We start from the raw sequence: 14,853 nt of genomic DNA, 5'->3' as shown, positions 1-14,853 counted from the left end.
CCCGAACAGGACCGTGAAACGACTCTACGCCGATGATAGTGCGGATTCCCGTGTGAAAGTAGGTAATCGTCAGGCTCCCTAAGCCAGAAACCCCCGCCCGAAAGGCGGGGGTTTTTGCATTTCGGCGGCGGAAATGCGCGAGTGATCGGGATCGGTGGCCAGGCCGCTGCTCGAGCTGGGGCCGGGGGGGCCGATTCTCCGCGACTCCCAGGCGCACCCAATCGCAACGCCTGGTTTTCCGAAATGACCGATATCATTCGCGATCCCCTGATCTATTGGTCGTATCTCCGATCAAAACCGCAACTCCCTCCTCTCCGTGTACCGATTAGCGCCGTCGTGCACGATCTGCCCTCCATCGTCGACAACGCATATCGGACGGGCGATACAAGCCTCCCTCGCAGATGACACGTGGTGCAACCGAAACCACCCCGGCTTCCTCCAATCGCTTTTTGGTCAGATAACCCGGAATCCGAACGAAATGAACGCTTTATTCGGCGTGTCCACGTAAAATTCGCGAACCCCCATCTAAGCACTCAAAACGATGAACGCCGCGATTCAGGTAGCCCGGGCCGTTTGCCCGCACGATTGTCCGGACACGTGCGCAATGCGCGTGACCGTCGAAAACGGCAAGGCGATCAAGGTCGCGGGCGATCCTGACCATCCACCGACGCAAGGCGTGTTGTGCACGAAAGTCAGCCGATACGCCGATCGCGTTCATCATCCCGATCGCCTCACCGTTCCGCTCAAGCGCATCGGCGCCAAAGGGGAAGGGCATTTCGTACCGATCAGCTGGGACGAGGCGTTCGACGAGATCGGCCGTCGTCTCGGTGAAATCGCGGCGCGCGCACCGGAAGCGATCGTGCCGTACAGCTATGCGGGGACGATGGGGCTCGTGCAAGGGGAGGGCATCGCCCAGCGGTTCTTCCACAAACTGGGCGCCTCGCGGCTCGAGCGCACGATCTGCGCGGCGGCCGGTGCTGCGGGGTTACGGTACACATATGGCGGCAGTCTCGGTATGCATCTCGAGCATTTCGAGGAAAGCGAACTGATTCTGATATGGGGAGCGAACCCGATCGCGTCGAGTCTGCATTTCTGGACGCGTGCGCAGGAAGCGAAGCGCCGAGGCGCCCGTCTTGTCGCCATCGATCCGTACCGTTCGCTGACAGCAGAGAAGTGTCATCAGCATATTGCGTTGAAACCGGGTACCGATGGCGCGTTCGCACTCGGCATGATGCACGTGCTGATTACCGAAGACCTGCTCGATCACGACTACATCGCCAACCATACGCTCGGTTTCGACGCACTCAAGGAACGGGCGATGTCCTATCCGCCGGATCGTGTCGCGCAGATTTGCGGCATCGACGCGTCGGAGTTGATCGATCTTGCGCGTCGTTACGGCGCTACCCGGAAGGCATCGATCCGCCTGAACTACGGCATGCAGCGCGTCCGCGGCGGTGGCAACGCGGTACGGGCGATCGCAAGTCTGCCGGCGCTGACGGGTGCATGGCGCGATCGGGCCGGTGGGTTGTTGCTCTCGTCTTCGGAATCCGCGCCGGTCAACCAGGCTGCGCTGCTGCGCCCGGACTTGATGCCGGGCTGGCCGCACAAACTGCCGCGCATCATCAACATGAACGCGATCGGCGACGCGCTGTTGCACCCGGGCGATGCCACCTTCGGACCGAAGGTCGAAGCGGTGATCGTGTACAACTCGAATCCGGTGGCGGTCGCGCCGGATTCCTCGAAAGTCGCGGCGGGGTTCGCGCGTGACGATCTGTTCACGGTGGTTCTTGAGCATTTCAAGACAGATACCGCCGATTTCGCCGACATTGTGCTGCCGGCAACCACGCAGCTCGAGCATCTGGATATCCACAAATCGTACGGCCACACCTACGTGATGGCGAACCTGCCGTCGATTCCTCCGGTCGGAGACGCGCGGCCGAACACGGAGATCTTCCGCGGGATCGCGCGCAGCATGGGGCTGGACGAGCCCGCGCTCTATCACAGCGACGAAGAGATCGCGCGCGTGGCCCTCCGCTGGGACGATCCGGCACTCGACAGCGACTGGGACACGCTGAAGCGCGACGGCTGGTTGAAACTCAAGCTGCCGGAGGCGCCGTTCGCGAACGGCGGTTTCCGTACACCGTCCGGCAAGTGCGAGTTCTACAGCCCGCGGCTCGAGCAGATGGGCGTGGACCCTGTGCCCGACTACCTGCCGCCGTTCGAATCGGCCGAGGCTGCACCCGAACTCGCCGCGCGCTATCCGCTCGCGATGATTTCGCCGCCGGCCCGTCACTTCCTGAACAGCACGTTCGTGAACGTCGACAGCCTGCGTCATACCGAAGGCGAACCGCATCTCGACATTCACCCGTCGGATGCCGATGCACGGGGCATCGCGGAGGGCGATCTCGTCCGCATCTTCAACGACCGCGGCTCGATGCAGGCGCTCGCGAGAATTACCGATCGCGCACGTGCAGGGCTCGTCGTCGGGTTGTCGATCTGGTGGAAGAAGCTGTCGCCGGACGGCAGGAACGCGAACGAGGTGACGAGCCAGGCGCTCACCGATCTCGGCAATTCGGCGACGTTTTACGATTGCCTTGTGGAAGTTGAACGCATTTGACCGAATATCACCGTATCATCCGACGAATCTCCACGGAAGTTCGAAGTGGACATCTAACCCTGTTGTATCGGGACGGGCGAGCCGTTACGATGCGTTTTAGCACGATCATTCGAAAATCCGTGAGGAGACGCGCAGTATGAACAAAATTTGGCTGAAATCGTACCCACCCGGCGTTCCAGCCGAAATTGACGCGTCTCCGTATCCCTCCGTTCCAGACCTGCTCGACGAAAGCTTCCGCCAGTACCGCGACCGCACGGCGTTCGTCTGTATGGGCAAGGGCATCACGTACGGCGAACTCGACAAGCTGTCGCGCCAGTTCGGCGCCTGGCTGCAATCGCGCGGTCTTGCGCGCGGGGCGCGCGTTGCGATCATGATGCCGAACGTGCTGCAGTACCCGGTGGCGATCGCCGCGGTACTGCGCGCAGGCTACGCCGTCGTCAACGTCAATCCGCTCTACACGCCACGCGAGCTCGAACATCAGCTGAAGGACAGCGGCGCGGAGGCGATCGTCATCCTCGAGAATTTCGCGTCGACGCTGCAGGCTGTCATCGCGAATACGAGCGTCAAGCACGTCGTCGTCGCGTCGATGGGCGATCTGCTGGGCATCAAGGGATGGCTCGTCAACTACGTCGTGCGCAACGTGAAGAAGATGGTGCCGGCCTGGCAACTGCCGTCGTTCACGCGCTTCAAGGCCGCGCTGTCGGAAGGTGCTCGGCAGGCATTCAAGGCCCAGAAGATCGGCCCCGATGACGTCGCGTTCCTGCAATACACGGGCGGGACGACGGGCGTGGCGAAGGGGGCGACGCTGCTGCACCGGAACATCGTGTCGAACGTGCTGCAGGCCGGCGCCTGGCATCATCCGGCTCACGAGAAGTTTCCGGAGGTGAAACAGTTCGTGACCGTTGTCGCGCTGCCGCTGTATCACGTGTTCGCGCTGACCGTCTGCGGTTTCCTGACGATGCGTACCGGGGGCATGGGCATCCTGATCCCGAACCCGCGCGACATCGCCGGCATGATCAAGGAGCTGAAGGGCTACCAGATCTCGACGATCCCGGCGGTCAACACGCTGTACAACGCACTGCTGAACCACCCCGAATTCAATCAGCTCGACCTGTCGAAGCTCGTGATCGCCAACGGCGGCGGCATGGCGATCCAGGAAGGCGTCGCGAAACGCTGGTATGAAAAGACCCATACGGCGATCATCGAAGGTTACGGGCTGTCCGAAACGTCGCCGGTCGCGACCTGCAACCCGGTGACGGCGACCGAATACAGCGGGACGATCGGCCTGCCGCTGCCGTCGACCGAAGTGGCGATTCGCGACGATGCCGGCAACGACGTCGCGCTCGGCGAACCCGGCGAGATTTGCATCCGCGGGCCGCAGGTGATGGCCGGCTACTGGAACCGGCCGGACGAGACCGCGAAGGTCATGTTCGCGGACGGCTTCTTCAAGACGGGCGACGTCGGCGTGATGGATGCGCGGGGTTACGTGAAGATCGTCGACCGGAAGAAGGACATGATTCTCGTATCGGGCTTCAACGTGTACCCGAACGAAGTCGAGGACGTGGTGGCGTCGCATCCGGGCGTGTTCGAGGTGGCGGCGGTCGGCGTGCCCGACGAGCATTCCGGCGAAGCCGTGAAGCTGTTCATCGTGAAGAAGGACCCGGCGCTCACCGACAAGGACATCCTCGCCTACTGCAAGGAGCGCCTCACTGGCTACAAGCGGCCGAAGCTGGTCGAGTTCCGTACGGAGCTGCCGAAAACGAACGTCGGCAAGATCCTGCGGCGCGAATTGCGCGACGGACGCGCGTGACGTCGCGGTCGATCGAAGGGAAAGGCCCGGCACATGCCGGGCCTTTTTGTTGGCAGTGCGGCCCCGAGGAGGTTTGTCTCCGAACGAGACTGCCTCCGGAATGGGCTTGCGGCGGCGGCCGTGCGTTTCGATGGCTGCAGAGGCAAGCGGCATGGCCCCCCACGATGAGCGCGCAACGCCCGGCGCGATTCGCCGCGCTCCGGCTTTGCGGTTCTGCCCCGCAAAAGAAAAAGGCGCCCGGAGGCGCCTTCAATATGCTGCGGCTTGTCAGGCAAGCTGATTAGAACTTGTGACGGATGCCGACGCGTGCCGCGACCTGGTTGCTGGTGCTCGAACCGGCGAGACCGTTGATCGACGCGGTTGCCTTGATCACGTCGCCGTTCGCGTCGAGCACGTTGCCCGATGCGTGCTGGTACACGCCGATCGCGTAGACGTCGGTGCGCTTCGACAGGAAGTAGTCGACGCCCAGCGAGCCTTGGTGGTACTTGGCTGCCGAGTTGCCGTCGATCTTGCTGCCTTGCGTGTAGTCGTACGCCGCGCCGAGAATCAGCGCCGGGGTCAGCTGATACTTGAAGTTGATTTCGCCGTTGTTGAACGTCGCGGTCTGGTTCACGAACGGGCCTGCCGAGAAGCCCTTGAACTTCGTGTTCGAGTACGTCGCGCCGATCGTTGCTGCACCGAACGTGTATGCGCCGCCTGCACCGATGACCTGGTACGTGTTCGCGTTGTTCGCGTACGCACCATAGATCGGCGACGAGACCGACGAGGACGCGGAACCGTTGTTGAACATGCCGCCGAACTGGTTCGGCGTACGTGCGTTCAAGTAACCGACGCCCAAGACCAGCGGGCCGTTGTTGTAGCCTGCGCCGAGCGACCAGACCTGGTTCTTCGAGAACTGGCCTGCCTGACCGCCGAAGCTGTACAGGCCGCCGAACGAGAAGCCGCCATAGGTCTGGCTCGTGAACTTGACCGCGTTGTTCACGCGATAGGCGTTGTTGAAGTTGTCGAGGTCGCCCGGGTGAGCGGCGATGTAGCCGCCCCACTGGTCGCCTGCCTCGAGCGGGCCGACGAAGTCGACGACGGAGTCGTATTGACGACCCAGCGTGACCGTACCGTACTGGCTCGACAGGCCGACGTAGGCCTGACGACCGAACATCAGGCCGCCCTGACCGAGCTTGCCGCTGTTCACGTCGAAACCGTTTTCGAGGGTGAAGATCGCCTTCAGGCCGCCACCGAGGTCTTCGGTGCCGCGCAGGCCGAAGCGGCTGCCTTGCATCACGCCGCTGGCCATGCTGTACAGGTGCTTGCCGCCCGCATTGTTGTTGAAGAGCAGGCCTTCATCGATGATGCCGTAAAGCGTCACGCTGCTTTGCGCATGGGCAGCGCCAGCGAACGCGCCCAGCGCGACGAGCGCGAGAAGCGACTTTTTCATTAACGGATCTCCAAAAATCACTGAATTTTTCTGGCGGGGCGGATAGTTATGTTCTGTTGACGGGCCCCATCAACTTCGCAAGAAGTCGCACGTAATGTAGCAAAACCGGTTTTTGCCACAAAGCGAAATGCCGCAGCTCAAGGTCGCCATGTTTCCTTTATGCAACAATGGTTAAAATCACGGGTTAACCGCAATTTCCGCTGAATAATCAAGTCGGTTACGCAGCGGACTCGTGCCCTTGCCGCTCGCGGCGGCACATGCAGCCAGGAGAACAGGATGGTGTTTGATGAACTGATCAGCGAATTCGATCGCGGCCTGCGGTCGCTGACGGGCATTAGCCGGATGAGCCGGCCGGTGCCCGCGCCGGCCGAGGCGCCCGCAGTCGAACTGACGCCCGCGGAGCGTACGCATGCCGCCGGGCTGATGCGCGTGAACCACGTCGGCGAGGTCTGCGCTCAAGCGCTGTACCAGGCGCAGAAGCTCACCGCGCGCACGGCATCCGCGAAGGCGATGTTCGAGGAAGCCGCGCGCGAGGAGGAGGATCACCTCGCGTGGACCGCACACCGCCTGAAAGAGCTCGACTCGCGCCCGAGCCTGTTGAACCCGCTCTGGTATGCGGGTTCGCTCGCGATCGGCGTGGCGGCTGGCGCGCTCGGCGACAAGGTCAGTCTCGGCTTCATGGCAGAGACCGAACGGCAGGTCGAGAGCCATCTCGAAGGCCATATGTCCGAGTTGCCGGCGGCCGATACCGCGTCGCGCGCGATCGTCGACCAGATGCGTATCGACGAGGTGAAGCACGGCAAGGCCGCCGCCGACGCAGGCGGGATCGAACTGCCGCTGCCCGCGCGAATGCTGATGCGCGCCGCGTCGAAAGTCATGACGAGCACTGCGTACTATCTGTGAGATTCGCACCGGGGCGATGCGTGACGTCGCCCCGGTTCCCCGCCGCTGATACCGCCCGTTTATTCCTCGTTTTCCCGCCCCCGAAAGCCCCGTCCGCACACCCGTCTGGCCCGTCTTTCTCACGTATCACCTTCACAAGTTGCACTAGCTCATTCATTTATAACGGTTTTTGGAATGAGGGGCAGCATGAGCATGTGCGCGTAAGTCCTTGTTCTAACTAACAAAATTCGTCAAAAAAGCGGGCCGCTCCCTTGACCGTGCCACACCCTTCCTCTAAAGTGGGAGACAGTGTGAGAAAGTGTATTTTTGTGTGATTTGGCGGGCTATTCCGGCTAAATTCTCAGCATTGAGCGGGTGCTTCGGTGCCCTGAACGGGAGAGCGGAAAGTGTTCCAAGGGGCGTCGGCGCTGACGCTCGATGCGAAAGGGCGGATGTCGGTGCCGGCTCGCTATCGCGAAGCGCTGCAAGGACAGGCAGAAGGACGGGTGACTGTGACCAAGCACCCGGACGGCTGCCTGTTGCTGTTTCCGCGCCCCGAATGGGAAGTATTCCGCGCCAAGATCGCCGCGCTGCCGATGGACGCGCACTGGTGGCGGCGCATTTTTCTCGGCAATGCGATGGACGTCGATCTCGACAGCGCCGGCCGGATTCTTGTATCGCCCGAGCTGCGCATGGCAGCTGGACTGGAAAAGGAAGTCATGTTGTTGGGAATGGGTAGTCACTTCGAGCTGTGGGATTCGCAGACCTACAACGCGAAGGAGCAGGCGGCGATGGCGCAGGGCATGCCCGACGCGCTGAAGAATTTCACGTTCTGATTGCGGTGACGGAGACGCCCGCGATGGGAAACGAATTGCGGCATCGGACGGTGCTGTTGGATGAAGCGGTCGAGTCGCTCGTGACGCGGCCGGACGGCGTTTATGTCGACGGCACGTTCGGGCGCGGCGGTCATAGCCGTGCGGTGCTCGCGCGGCTGGGGCCGGCCGGGCGGCTGATTGCGTTCGACAAGGACCCGCGAGCGATCGAGACGGCGCAGGGCATCGAGGATGCGCGCTTCTCGATCGTGCATGACAGCTTTGCATCGATGCGCGACGCGCTTGCGGCGCGCGGCGTCGAGAAGGTGTCGGGTGTGTTGCTGGACCTGGGCGTGTCCTCGCCGCAGGTGGACGATCCGGCGCGCGGCTTCAGCTTCCGCGCCGATGGCCCGCTGGACATGCGGATGGATCCGACGCGCGGCGAGTCGGCGGCGGAATGGCTCGCACGGGCTTCGGTGCAGGAATTGACGGAGGTGATACGGGATTATGGGGAAGAACGGTTTGCTTTTCAGATTGCAAAGGCGCTTGTTGCTCGCCGGGCAGAGTCCGACCGTCTTGGGCCTCTCGACACCACGGGCGAGCTTGCCCAAATCGTGGGTCACGTCGTCAAAACCCGTGAGAAGGGCAAGGATCCGGCAACCCGCACCTTTCAGGCTATACGGATTCACGTCAATCAAGAGCTTGCGGACCTGCAAGTCGTACTAGACGCGGCACTGTCGTTGCTGGAGCAAGGGGGGCGGCTGGTGGTCATCAGCTTTCATTCACTCGAGGACCGGATCGTCAAGCGATTCATGCAGGCGCACGCGAGTGCGCCTGCGGTCGATCGTCGCCTGCCGATTCGCGCCGTCGACCTCCCGAGCCCGCCGCTCAAGATCATCAGCCGCCAGTTTCCGAGTGAAGCGGAAGTCGCCGCGAACCCGCGTGCCCGCTCGGCCGTGATGCGCATTGCGGAGCGCGTCACGCCATGAGCCGCTTCAATATCTTCCTGCTGATCATCGTGATGGGCTGCGCGCTGTCGGTCGTCAATTCGACGAACCAGCAGCGCCAGATCTTCATCCAGCTGCAGCGCGCGCAGTCGCAGGAGCGTCAGCTCCAGCAGGACTACGCGCAGCTTCAATATCAGCAGAGCGCGCTGTCGAAGACGTCGCGCATCGAGCAGCTTGCGAACGATTCGCTGAAGATGCAGCCGATCTCGACCGGCCGCACGCAATACCTGACGCTGCCGCCGGGCGCGGCGAAGGCGATCGATGCACCGATCCCGGCATCGGCGGACACGGCCGGCAAGGGCAAGGGAGGCGCGCGATGAAGCCGTCCCAGAAGCGCCAGAACGTGAAGTTCTCGTCGAGCCCGGTGCTGGGCGTGCATCTGCCGATGTGGCGCTCGAAGCTCGTCGTGTTCCTGCTGTTCATGGCATTCGTCGCGCTGGCCGCGCGCGCGTTCTGGATCCAGGGGCCCGGCAACGCGTTCTACCAGAAGCAGGGCGAAAGCCGCTACCAGCGCACGCTCGAGCTGCCGGCGACGCGCGGCAAGATCCTCGACCGTAACGGGCTCGTGCTCGCGACGAGCCTGCCCGTGCGCGCGATCTGGGCGATTCCCGACGCAGTGCCGGACGATCTCGATGCCGACAAGGTCAACCAGCTCGGCAAGCTCCTCGGCATGACGTCGAAGGAACTGCGCGTGAAGCTGTCGGAAGACAAGGGTTTCGTCTACGTGAAGCGCCAGGTGCCGATCGACGTCGCGGACAAGGTTGCCGCCCTCGACATTCCCGGTATCTATCAGCGCAACGAGTACAAGCGCTTCTATCCGGAAGGCGAGATCACCGCTCACCTGATCGGCTTCACGAACGTCGAGGACGAAGGGCAGGAGGGCGTCGAGCTCGGCGACCAGAAGATGCTGTCCGGCACGTCGGGCGTGCGTCGCGTGATCAAGGACCGGCTGGGGCACATCGTCGAGGACGTCGCCGAGCAGATCCCGCCGCACAACGGCACCGACGTCGACCTGTCGATCGACAGCAAGATCCAGTACATCGCGTACGCGAACCTGAAGGCTGCCGTCGAGAAGTTCAAGGCGAAGGCCGGCGCGGCGATGGTCGTCGACGTGCGCACCGGCGAGGTGCTCGCGCTCGTCAACTACCCGACGTACAACCCGAACGACCGCTCGCGCATGACGGGCGAGCAGTTGCGCAACCGGATCATGACCGACGTATTCGAGCCGGGCTCGATCATGAAGCCGTTTACGGTGTCGCTCGCGCTCGACCTGCACCGCGTGACGCCGAACACGCTCGTCGAGACGGGCAACGGGCATTTCGTGCTCGACGGCGCACCGATCACCGACGACGCGGGTTTCGGCACACTGACGGTCGGCGGCGTGATCCAGAAGTCGAGCAACATCGGCGCGACGAAGATCGCGATGACGATGCGGCCCGAGGAAATGTGGAATATGTATACGAGCATCGGCCTCGGCCAGGCGCCGAAGGTCGGGTTCCCGGGCGCGGTGGCCGGCCGCCTGCGTCCGTGGAAGAGCTGGCGTCGCATCGAGCAGGCGACGATGTCGTACGGCTACGGCCTGTCGGTGTCGCTGTTCCAGCTTGCGCGCGCGTACACGGCGATCGCGCATGACGGCGAACTGATGCCCGTGACCATTTTCAAGACCGACCCCAATCAGCCGGTCGTGGGTACGCAGGTGTTCAACCCGACCACCGCGCGCGAAGTGCGCGCGATGCTCGAAACGGTGGTGGCGCCGGGCGGCACGTCGCCCGATGCGGCCGTGCCGGGCTATCGCGTCGGCGGCAAGAGCGGTACCGCGTACAAGCATGAGGGGCACGGCTACACGCGCAAGTACCGCGCGTCGTTCGTCGGGATGGCGCCGATGCCGAATCCGCGCATTGTCGTCGCGGTGTCAGTCGACGAGCCGACCGCCGGCAGCCACTTCGGCGGCCAGGTGTCCGGCCCCGTATTCTCGGCGATCGCCGGCGACACGATGCGTGCGCTGAACGTGCCGCCGAACATGCCGATCAAGCAACTCGTCGTGTCTGACGATTCGCCGGCAGCACCTTCCGCAGCGGGGCCGCAAAAGCTGGCCGCAGGTGGCGGTGCGAAGCATATGATCGTGTCCAGCACGACGCGTAATTCACCAGGAGTTGTTCGATGAGCGCCGCTCGCAGTTCCCATCCGGCGCATCAGCAGATCGCAGCCGCGCTTGCGTGGCTGCATCAGCATGTGGCCCCCGCAGCGCAACTGCATGCCGACACGCGCAGCCTCAAGGCCGGCGACGTGTTTTTTGCCTATGCGGTCGACGGGGCCGACAACCGCGCTTTCATTGTCGATGCCGTCGCGCGCGGTGCGGCCGCCGTACTGTATCAGCCGGAAGGGCTGGCCGCGGCGCCGGCGGTGCCCGTTGCACTGGCCGTGCCGGCGCTCGACCAGCTCGCCGGCGAGATCGCCAGCGGCTGGTACGGCAATCCGAGCGACAGCCTGCTTGCGGTGGGCGTGACCGGCACGAACGGCAAAACTTCGTGCACGCAATGGATCGCCGCCGCGCTGACGGCGCTGCACCAGCCGTGCGCGGTGATCGGCACGCTCGGCACCGGAATGCCCGGCCAGCTCGTGCCGACGGGGTTCACGACGCCCGACGCGCCGCAACTGCAGCGCAGTCTCGCGCAGTTGCGCGACGCGGGCGCGAAGGCCGTGGCGATGGAAGTGTCGTCGCACGCGCTGCACCAGGGGCGCGTGAACGGCACGGGTTTCGACATCGCGGTGTTTACGAACCTCACGCAGGATCACCTCGACTATCACGGCACGTTCGATGCGTACGAGGCCGCGAAGGCGAAGCTGTTCGCGTGGCGCGGCCTGCGCGCGGCAGTCGTCAACCGCGACGATGCAGCCGGTCGGCGCCTGCTCGAGAAGCTCGCCGGCCGCGTGCGTACGATCGCGTACGGGATCGGCGACGCACCGGCGCCTGACGCCGATCGCGAACTGGTCGCGCTCGACGTGCGCGCCACCGCGACCGGCACGGCGTTCCACCTGCGTTCGTCGTGGGGCGAAGCGGACGTCGAGGTCGGCACGCTCGGCACGTTCAACGTCAGCAACCTGCTCGCGGTGCTCGGCTCGCTGCTCGCGGCCGACCTGCCGTTCGATGCGGCGCTCGCCGAGATCGCGCGGCTCGAGTCCGTCAACGGGCGGATGCAGCGGCTCGGCGGCCGGCTGCAGAACGACGAACCGCTCGTCGTGATCGACTATGCACACACGCCCGACGCGCTCGAAAAGACGCTCGACGCGCTGCGCCCGATCGCCACGGCGCGCGGCGGCCGGCTCGTCTGCATGTTCGGCTGCGGCGGCGATCGCGATGCGACGAAGCGCCCGCTGATGGGCGCGATCGCGGAGCGGCTCGCCGATGAAACCGTCGTCACGAGCGACAACCCGCGCAGCGAGGATCCGCAGCGCATCATCGACCAGATCGTCTCGGGCATGACCGCGGCCGATCACGCACGTCGTATCGAGGATCGCGCGAGCGCGATCCTGCAGGCCGTGCGCGGCGCCGCACGCGAGGATGTCGTCGTGCTGGCCGGCAAGGGCCATGAGGGCACGCAGGAAATCATGGGCAAGAAGCGTACGTTCTCCGACCAGGATCACGCGCGGCTCGCGCTGGCAGCGCGCGCGACGCACGGCAAGGGAGGCGCCGAATGACGATGCTCAGTCTCGGCGAAGCCGCTCGCCTGATTCCCGGCGCAACCGTCCACGGCGATGCGGGCGTCACGTTCGACCGCGTGTCGACGGACAGCCGCACCGTCGGCCCCGGCGACCTGTTCGTTGCACTGAAAGGCGAGCGCTTCGACGCGCACGACTTCCTTGGCGATGTCGCTGCGCGCGGTGCGGCTGCGGCGCTCGTCGCGCACGTGCCGACGGGCGTCACGATGCCGGCGATCGAAGGCGGCGAAACACGTGCCGCGCTCGGCGCACTGGCACATGGCTGGCGCAAACGATTCGCGCTGCCGCTCGTCGCGGTGACGGGCAGCAACGGCAAGACGACCGTCAAGGAAATGATCGCGTCGATCTTCGCGGCGGCGGTCGGCGCCGACGCGCGGCTCGCGACGGCCGGCAACCTGAACAACGACGTCGGCCTGCCGTTGACGCTGCTGCGCCTGTCGGCCGCACATCGTCTCGCGGTGATCGAGATCGGGATGAACCATCCGGGCGAGACCGAAGTCCTCGCGCGTCTCACGGCGCCGACGGTCGCGCTCGTCAACAACGCGCAGCGCGAGCACCAGGAATTCATGGCGACGGTCGAAGCGGTCGCGCTCGAACATGCGGCCGTGATTCACGCGCTCCCGCCGGACGGCGTTGCGGTGTTCCCGGCCGACGACGCGTATGCGGGCATCTGGCGCGTCGCGGCGACCGGCAACCGGATCCTCGATTTCGCGCTGCACGACGCCGAACGGCAGAACGACGCGCAGGTCACGGGCCGTCTTCACGGCGGCGAACTCGCGATCGATACGCCCGCGGGCGCCGTCACAGTGCGGCTGCGCGCGCTCGGCGAGCACAACGCGCGCAACGCGCTGGCCGCCACGGCCGCGGCGCTGGGTGCCGGCGTCGCGCTGTCGGCGATCAAGCAGGGTCTCGAATCGTTCGAGCCGGTCAAGGGCCGGCTGCAGGTGAAGCAGGCGATCGCGGGCAGCCTCGCGGGTGCGACGGTCGTCGACGATACGTACAACGCGAATCCCGATTCGATGCGTGCCGCGATCGACGTGCTCGCCACGCAATCGGCGCCGCGCGTGCTGGTGATCGGCGACATGGGCGAGGTCGGCGACGAAGGGCCGGCATTCCATCGCGAGGTCGGTGCATACGCGCGCGAGCGCGGGATCGACGCGCTGTTCGCGCTCGGCGACGCATCGCGAGATGCGTGCACGGCGTACGGCGACACGGCACGCCACTTCGACGACGTCGGCGCGCTCGTGGCGGCGCTGCTCGCGGCCGGTTACGGCGCGCAGGCGACGCTGCTCGTGAAGGGCTCGCGGTACATGAAGATGGAGCGCGTGGTCGACGCGCTGACGAACCAACCCGCGGCGGGCACGGCGCCCGCTGCACACTGAGTAGAAGGAAGGAAGCATGCTGCTGGCGCTGGCGCAATGGCTGCAAGGAGACGCAAGCTTTTTGCGCTTGTTCACGTACCTCACGTTCCGGGCGGTGATGGCCACCATCACCGCGCTCGGGATCGGGCTCGTGTGCGGACCGTGGGTGATCCGCAAGCTGACGCAAATGAAGGTCGGTCAGGCCGTGCGCAAGGACGGCCCGCAGACGCACCTCGTCAAGTCCGGCACGCCGACGATGGGCGGCGTGCTGATCCTGATCGGCATCGCGGTCGCGACGCTGCTGTGGGGCGACCTGACGAACCGTTTCATCTGGATCGTGATGCTCGTCACGTTCGGTTTCGGCGTGATCGGCTGGGTCGACGATTACCGCAAGGTCGTCCACAAGGACCCGCGCGGGATGTCGTCGCGCGAGAAGTATTTCTGGCAATCGGTGATCGGGCTGTTCGCCGCTGTCTACCTCGCCTTCAGCGTGTCCGAGGCGAACAACGTGCGCGTGTTCGACCTGTTCATGGCGTGGGTGAGGAGCGGCCTGTCGATGGGGCTGCCGGCACGCGCCGACCTGATGCTGCCGTTCCTGAAGTCGATCAGCTATCCGCTCGGCGTGTGGGGTTTCATCGTGCTGACGTACTTCGTGATCGTCGGCGCGAGCAACGCGGTGAACCTGACCGACGGCCTCGACGGCCTCGTGATCATGCCGGTCGTGCTGGTCGGCGCGTCGCTGGGTGTGTTCGCGTACGTGATGGGCAGTGCGGTCTATTCAAAATACCTGTTGTTCCCGCATATCCCGGGCGCGGGCGAACTGCTGATCTTCTGTTCCGCGATGGGCGGGGCAGGGCTCGCGTTCCTCTGGTACAACACGCACCCCGCGCAGGTGTTCATGGGCGACGTCGGCGCGCTGGCGCTCGGCGGCGCGCTCGGCACGGTCGCGGTGATCGTGCGCCAGGAAATCGTGCTGTTCATCATGGGCGGCATCTTCGTCGCGGAAACGCTGTCGGTGATGCTGCAGGTGTCGTGGTTCAAGTACACGAAAAAGCGCTACGGCGAAGGGCGGCGCCTGCTGAAGATGGCGCCGCTGCATCACCATTTCGAATTGTCCGGCTGGAAGGAAACGCAGGTGGTCGTGCGTTTCTGGATCATCACGCTGATGCTGTGCCTGTTCGGTCTGACCACCCTCAAGCTGCGGTAAAGGAA

The 14,853-nt window shown here is 64.6% G+C and carries 11 protein-coding genes; 10 read left to right on the top strand and 1 reads right to left on the bottom strand.

Annotation, left to right across the window (positions count from 1 at the left end; translation table 11 throughout):
• Positions 1–541: 541 nt before the first annotated feature.
• Together E9536_RS33205 and E9536_RS33200 are read left to right on the top strand one after the other, a co-directional pair.
• Complete coding sequence (locus tag E9536_RS33205; RefSeq protein WP_136472190.1) at positions 542–2,617, top strand: molybdopterin oxidoreductase family protein; 2,076 nt, start codon at positions 542–544, stop codon at positions 2,615–2,617.
• Between the two features lie 136 nt (positions 2,618–2,753).
• Complete coding sequence (locus E9536_RS33200) at positions 2,754–4,427, top strand: long-chain fatty acid--CoA ligase (protein WP_027788459.1); 1,674 nt, start codon at positions 2,754–2,756, stop codon at positions 4,425–4,427.
• A 280-nt stretch (positions 4,428–4,707) separates the two neighbouring features.
• Here the strand turns inward: E9536_RS33200 and E9536_RS33195 are convergent, their stop codons facing one another.
• Positions 4,708–5,859 carry a porin gene (locus E9536_RS33195; RefSeq protein ID WP_027788458.1) on the bottom strand — a complete coding sequence of 384 codons (1,152 nt, stop codon included), beginning with the start codon at positions 5,857–5,859 and terminating at the stop codon, positions 4,708–4,710.
• A 276-nt stretch (positions 5,860–6,135) separates the two neighbouring features.
• Here E9536_RS33195 and coq7 point away from each other — a divergent pair, with 276 nt between their 5' ends.
• The 8 genes from coq7 to mraY all read left to right on the top strand — a co-directional run bounded on the left by coq7 (position 6,136) and on the right by mraY (position 14,848).
• Positions 6,136–6,762, top strand: coding sequence for a 2-polyprenyl-3-methyl-6-methoxy-1,4-benzoquinone monooxygenase (coq7, locus tag E9536_RS33190; protein ID WP_027788457.1), 627 nt, complete (start codon positions 6,136–6,138; stop codon positions 6,760–6,762).
• Between the two features lie 386 nt (positions 6,763–7,148).
• Positions 7,149–7,577 (top strand): division/cell wall cluster transcriptional repressor MraZ, encoded by a 429-nt coding sequence (gene mraZ, locus E9536_RS33185; RefSeq protein ID WP_006487094.1) that lies wholly within the window; start codon positions 7,149–7,151, stop codon positions 7,575–7,577.
• Between the two features lie 23 nt (positions 7,578–7,600).
• Positions 7,601–8,542, top strand: coding sequence for a 16S rRNA (cytosine(1402)-N(4))-methyltransferase RsmH (gene rsmH, locus E9536_RS33180; protein ID WP_027788456.1), 942 nt, complete (start codon positions 7,601–7,603; stop codon positions 8,540–8,542).
• Complete coding sequence (gene ftsL, locus E9536_RS33175; RefSeq protein ID WP_021159919.1) at positions 8,539–8,880, top strand: cell division protein FtsL; 342 nt, start codon at positions 8,539–8,541, stop codon at positions 8,878–8,880. Before rsmH ends, ftsL begins: the two co-directional genes overlap by 4 nt.
• Positions 8,877–10,724, top strand: coding sequence for a penicillin-binding protein 2 (locus E9536_RS33170; RefSeq protein WP_027788455.1), 1,848 nt, complete (start codon positions 8,877–8,879; stop codon positions 10,722–10,724). Before ftsL ends, E9536_RS33170 begins: the two co-directional genes overlap by 4 nt.
• Positions 10,721–12,259, top strand: coding sequence for a UDP-N-acetylmuramoyl-L-alanyl-D-glutamate--2,6-diaminopimelate ligase (locus E9536_RS33165; RefSeq protein WP_060194644.1), 1,539 nt, complete (start codon positions 10,721–10,723; stop codon positions 12,257–12,259). Before E9536_RS33170 ends, E9536_RS33165 begins: the two co-directional genes overlap by 4 nt.
• Entirely contained in the window at positions 12,256–13,662 is a 1,407-nt protein-coding gene (murF, locus tag E9536_RS33160) for a UDP-N-acetylmuramoyl-tripeptide--D-alanyl-D-alanine ligase (protein WP_136472188.1), read from the top strand. The genes E9536_RS33165 and murF overlap by 4 nt, the downstream gene beginning before the upstream one ends.
• Before the next feature lie 16 nt (positions 13,663–13,678).
• Positions 13,679–14,848: a phospho-N-acetylmuramoyl-pentapeptide-transferase gene (gene mraY, locus E9536_RS33155; protein ID WP_006477019.1), complete on the top strand. Its 1,170-nt coding sequence runs from the start codon at positions 13,679–13,681 to the stop codon at positions 14,846–14,848.
• Positions 14,849–14,853: the final 5 nt, after the last annotated feature.

This window comes from Burkholderia sp. LS-044 (assembly GCF_004803625.1).
GTDB classification, from domain to species: domain Bacteria; phylum Pseudomonadota; class Gammaproteobacteria; order Burkholderiales; family Burkholderiaceae; genus Burkholderia; species Burkholderia cepacia.
This window is presented reverse-complemented; position numbering and strand designations above follow the sequence as displayed.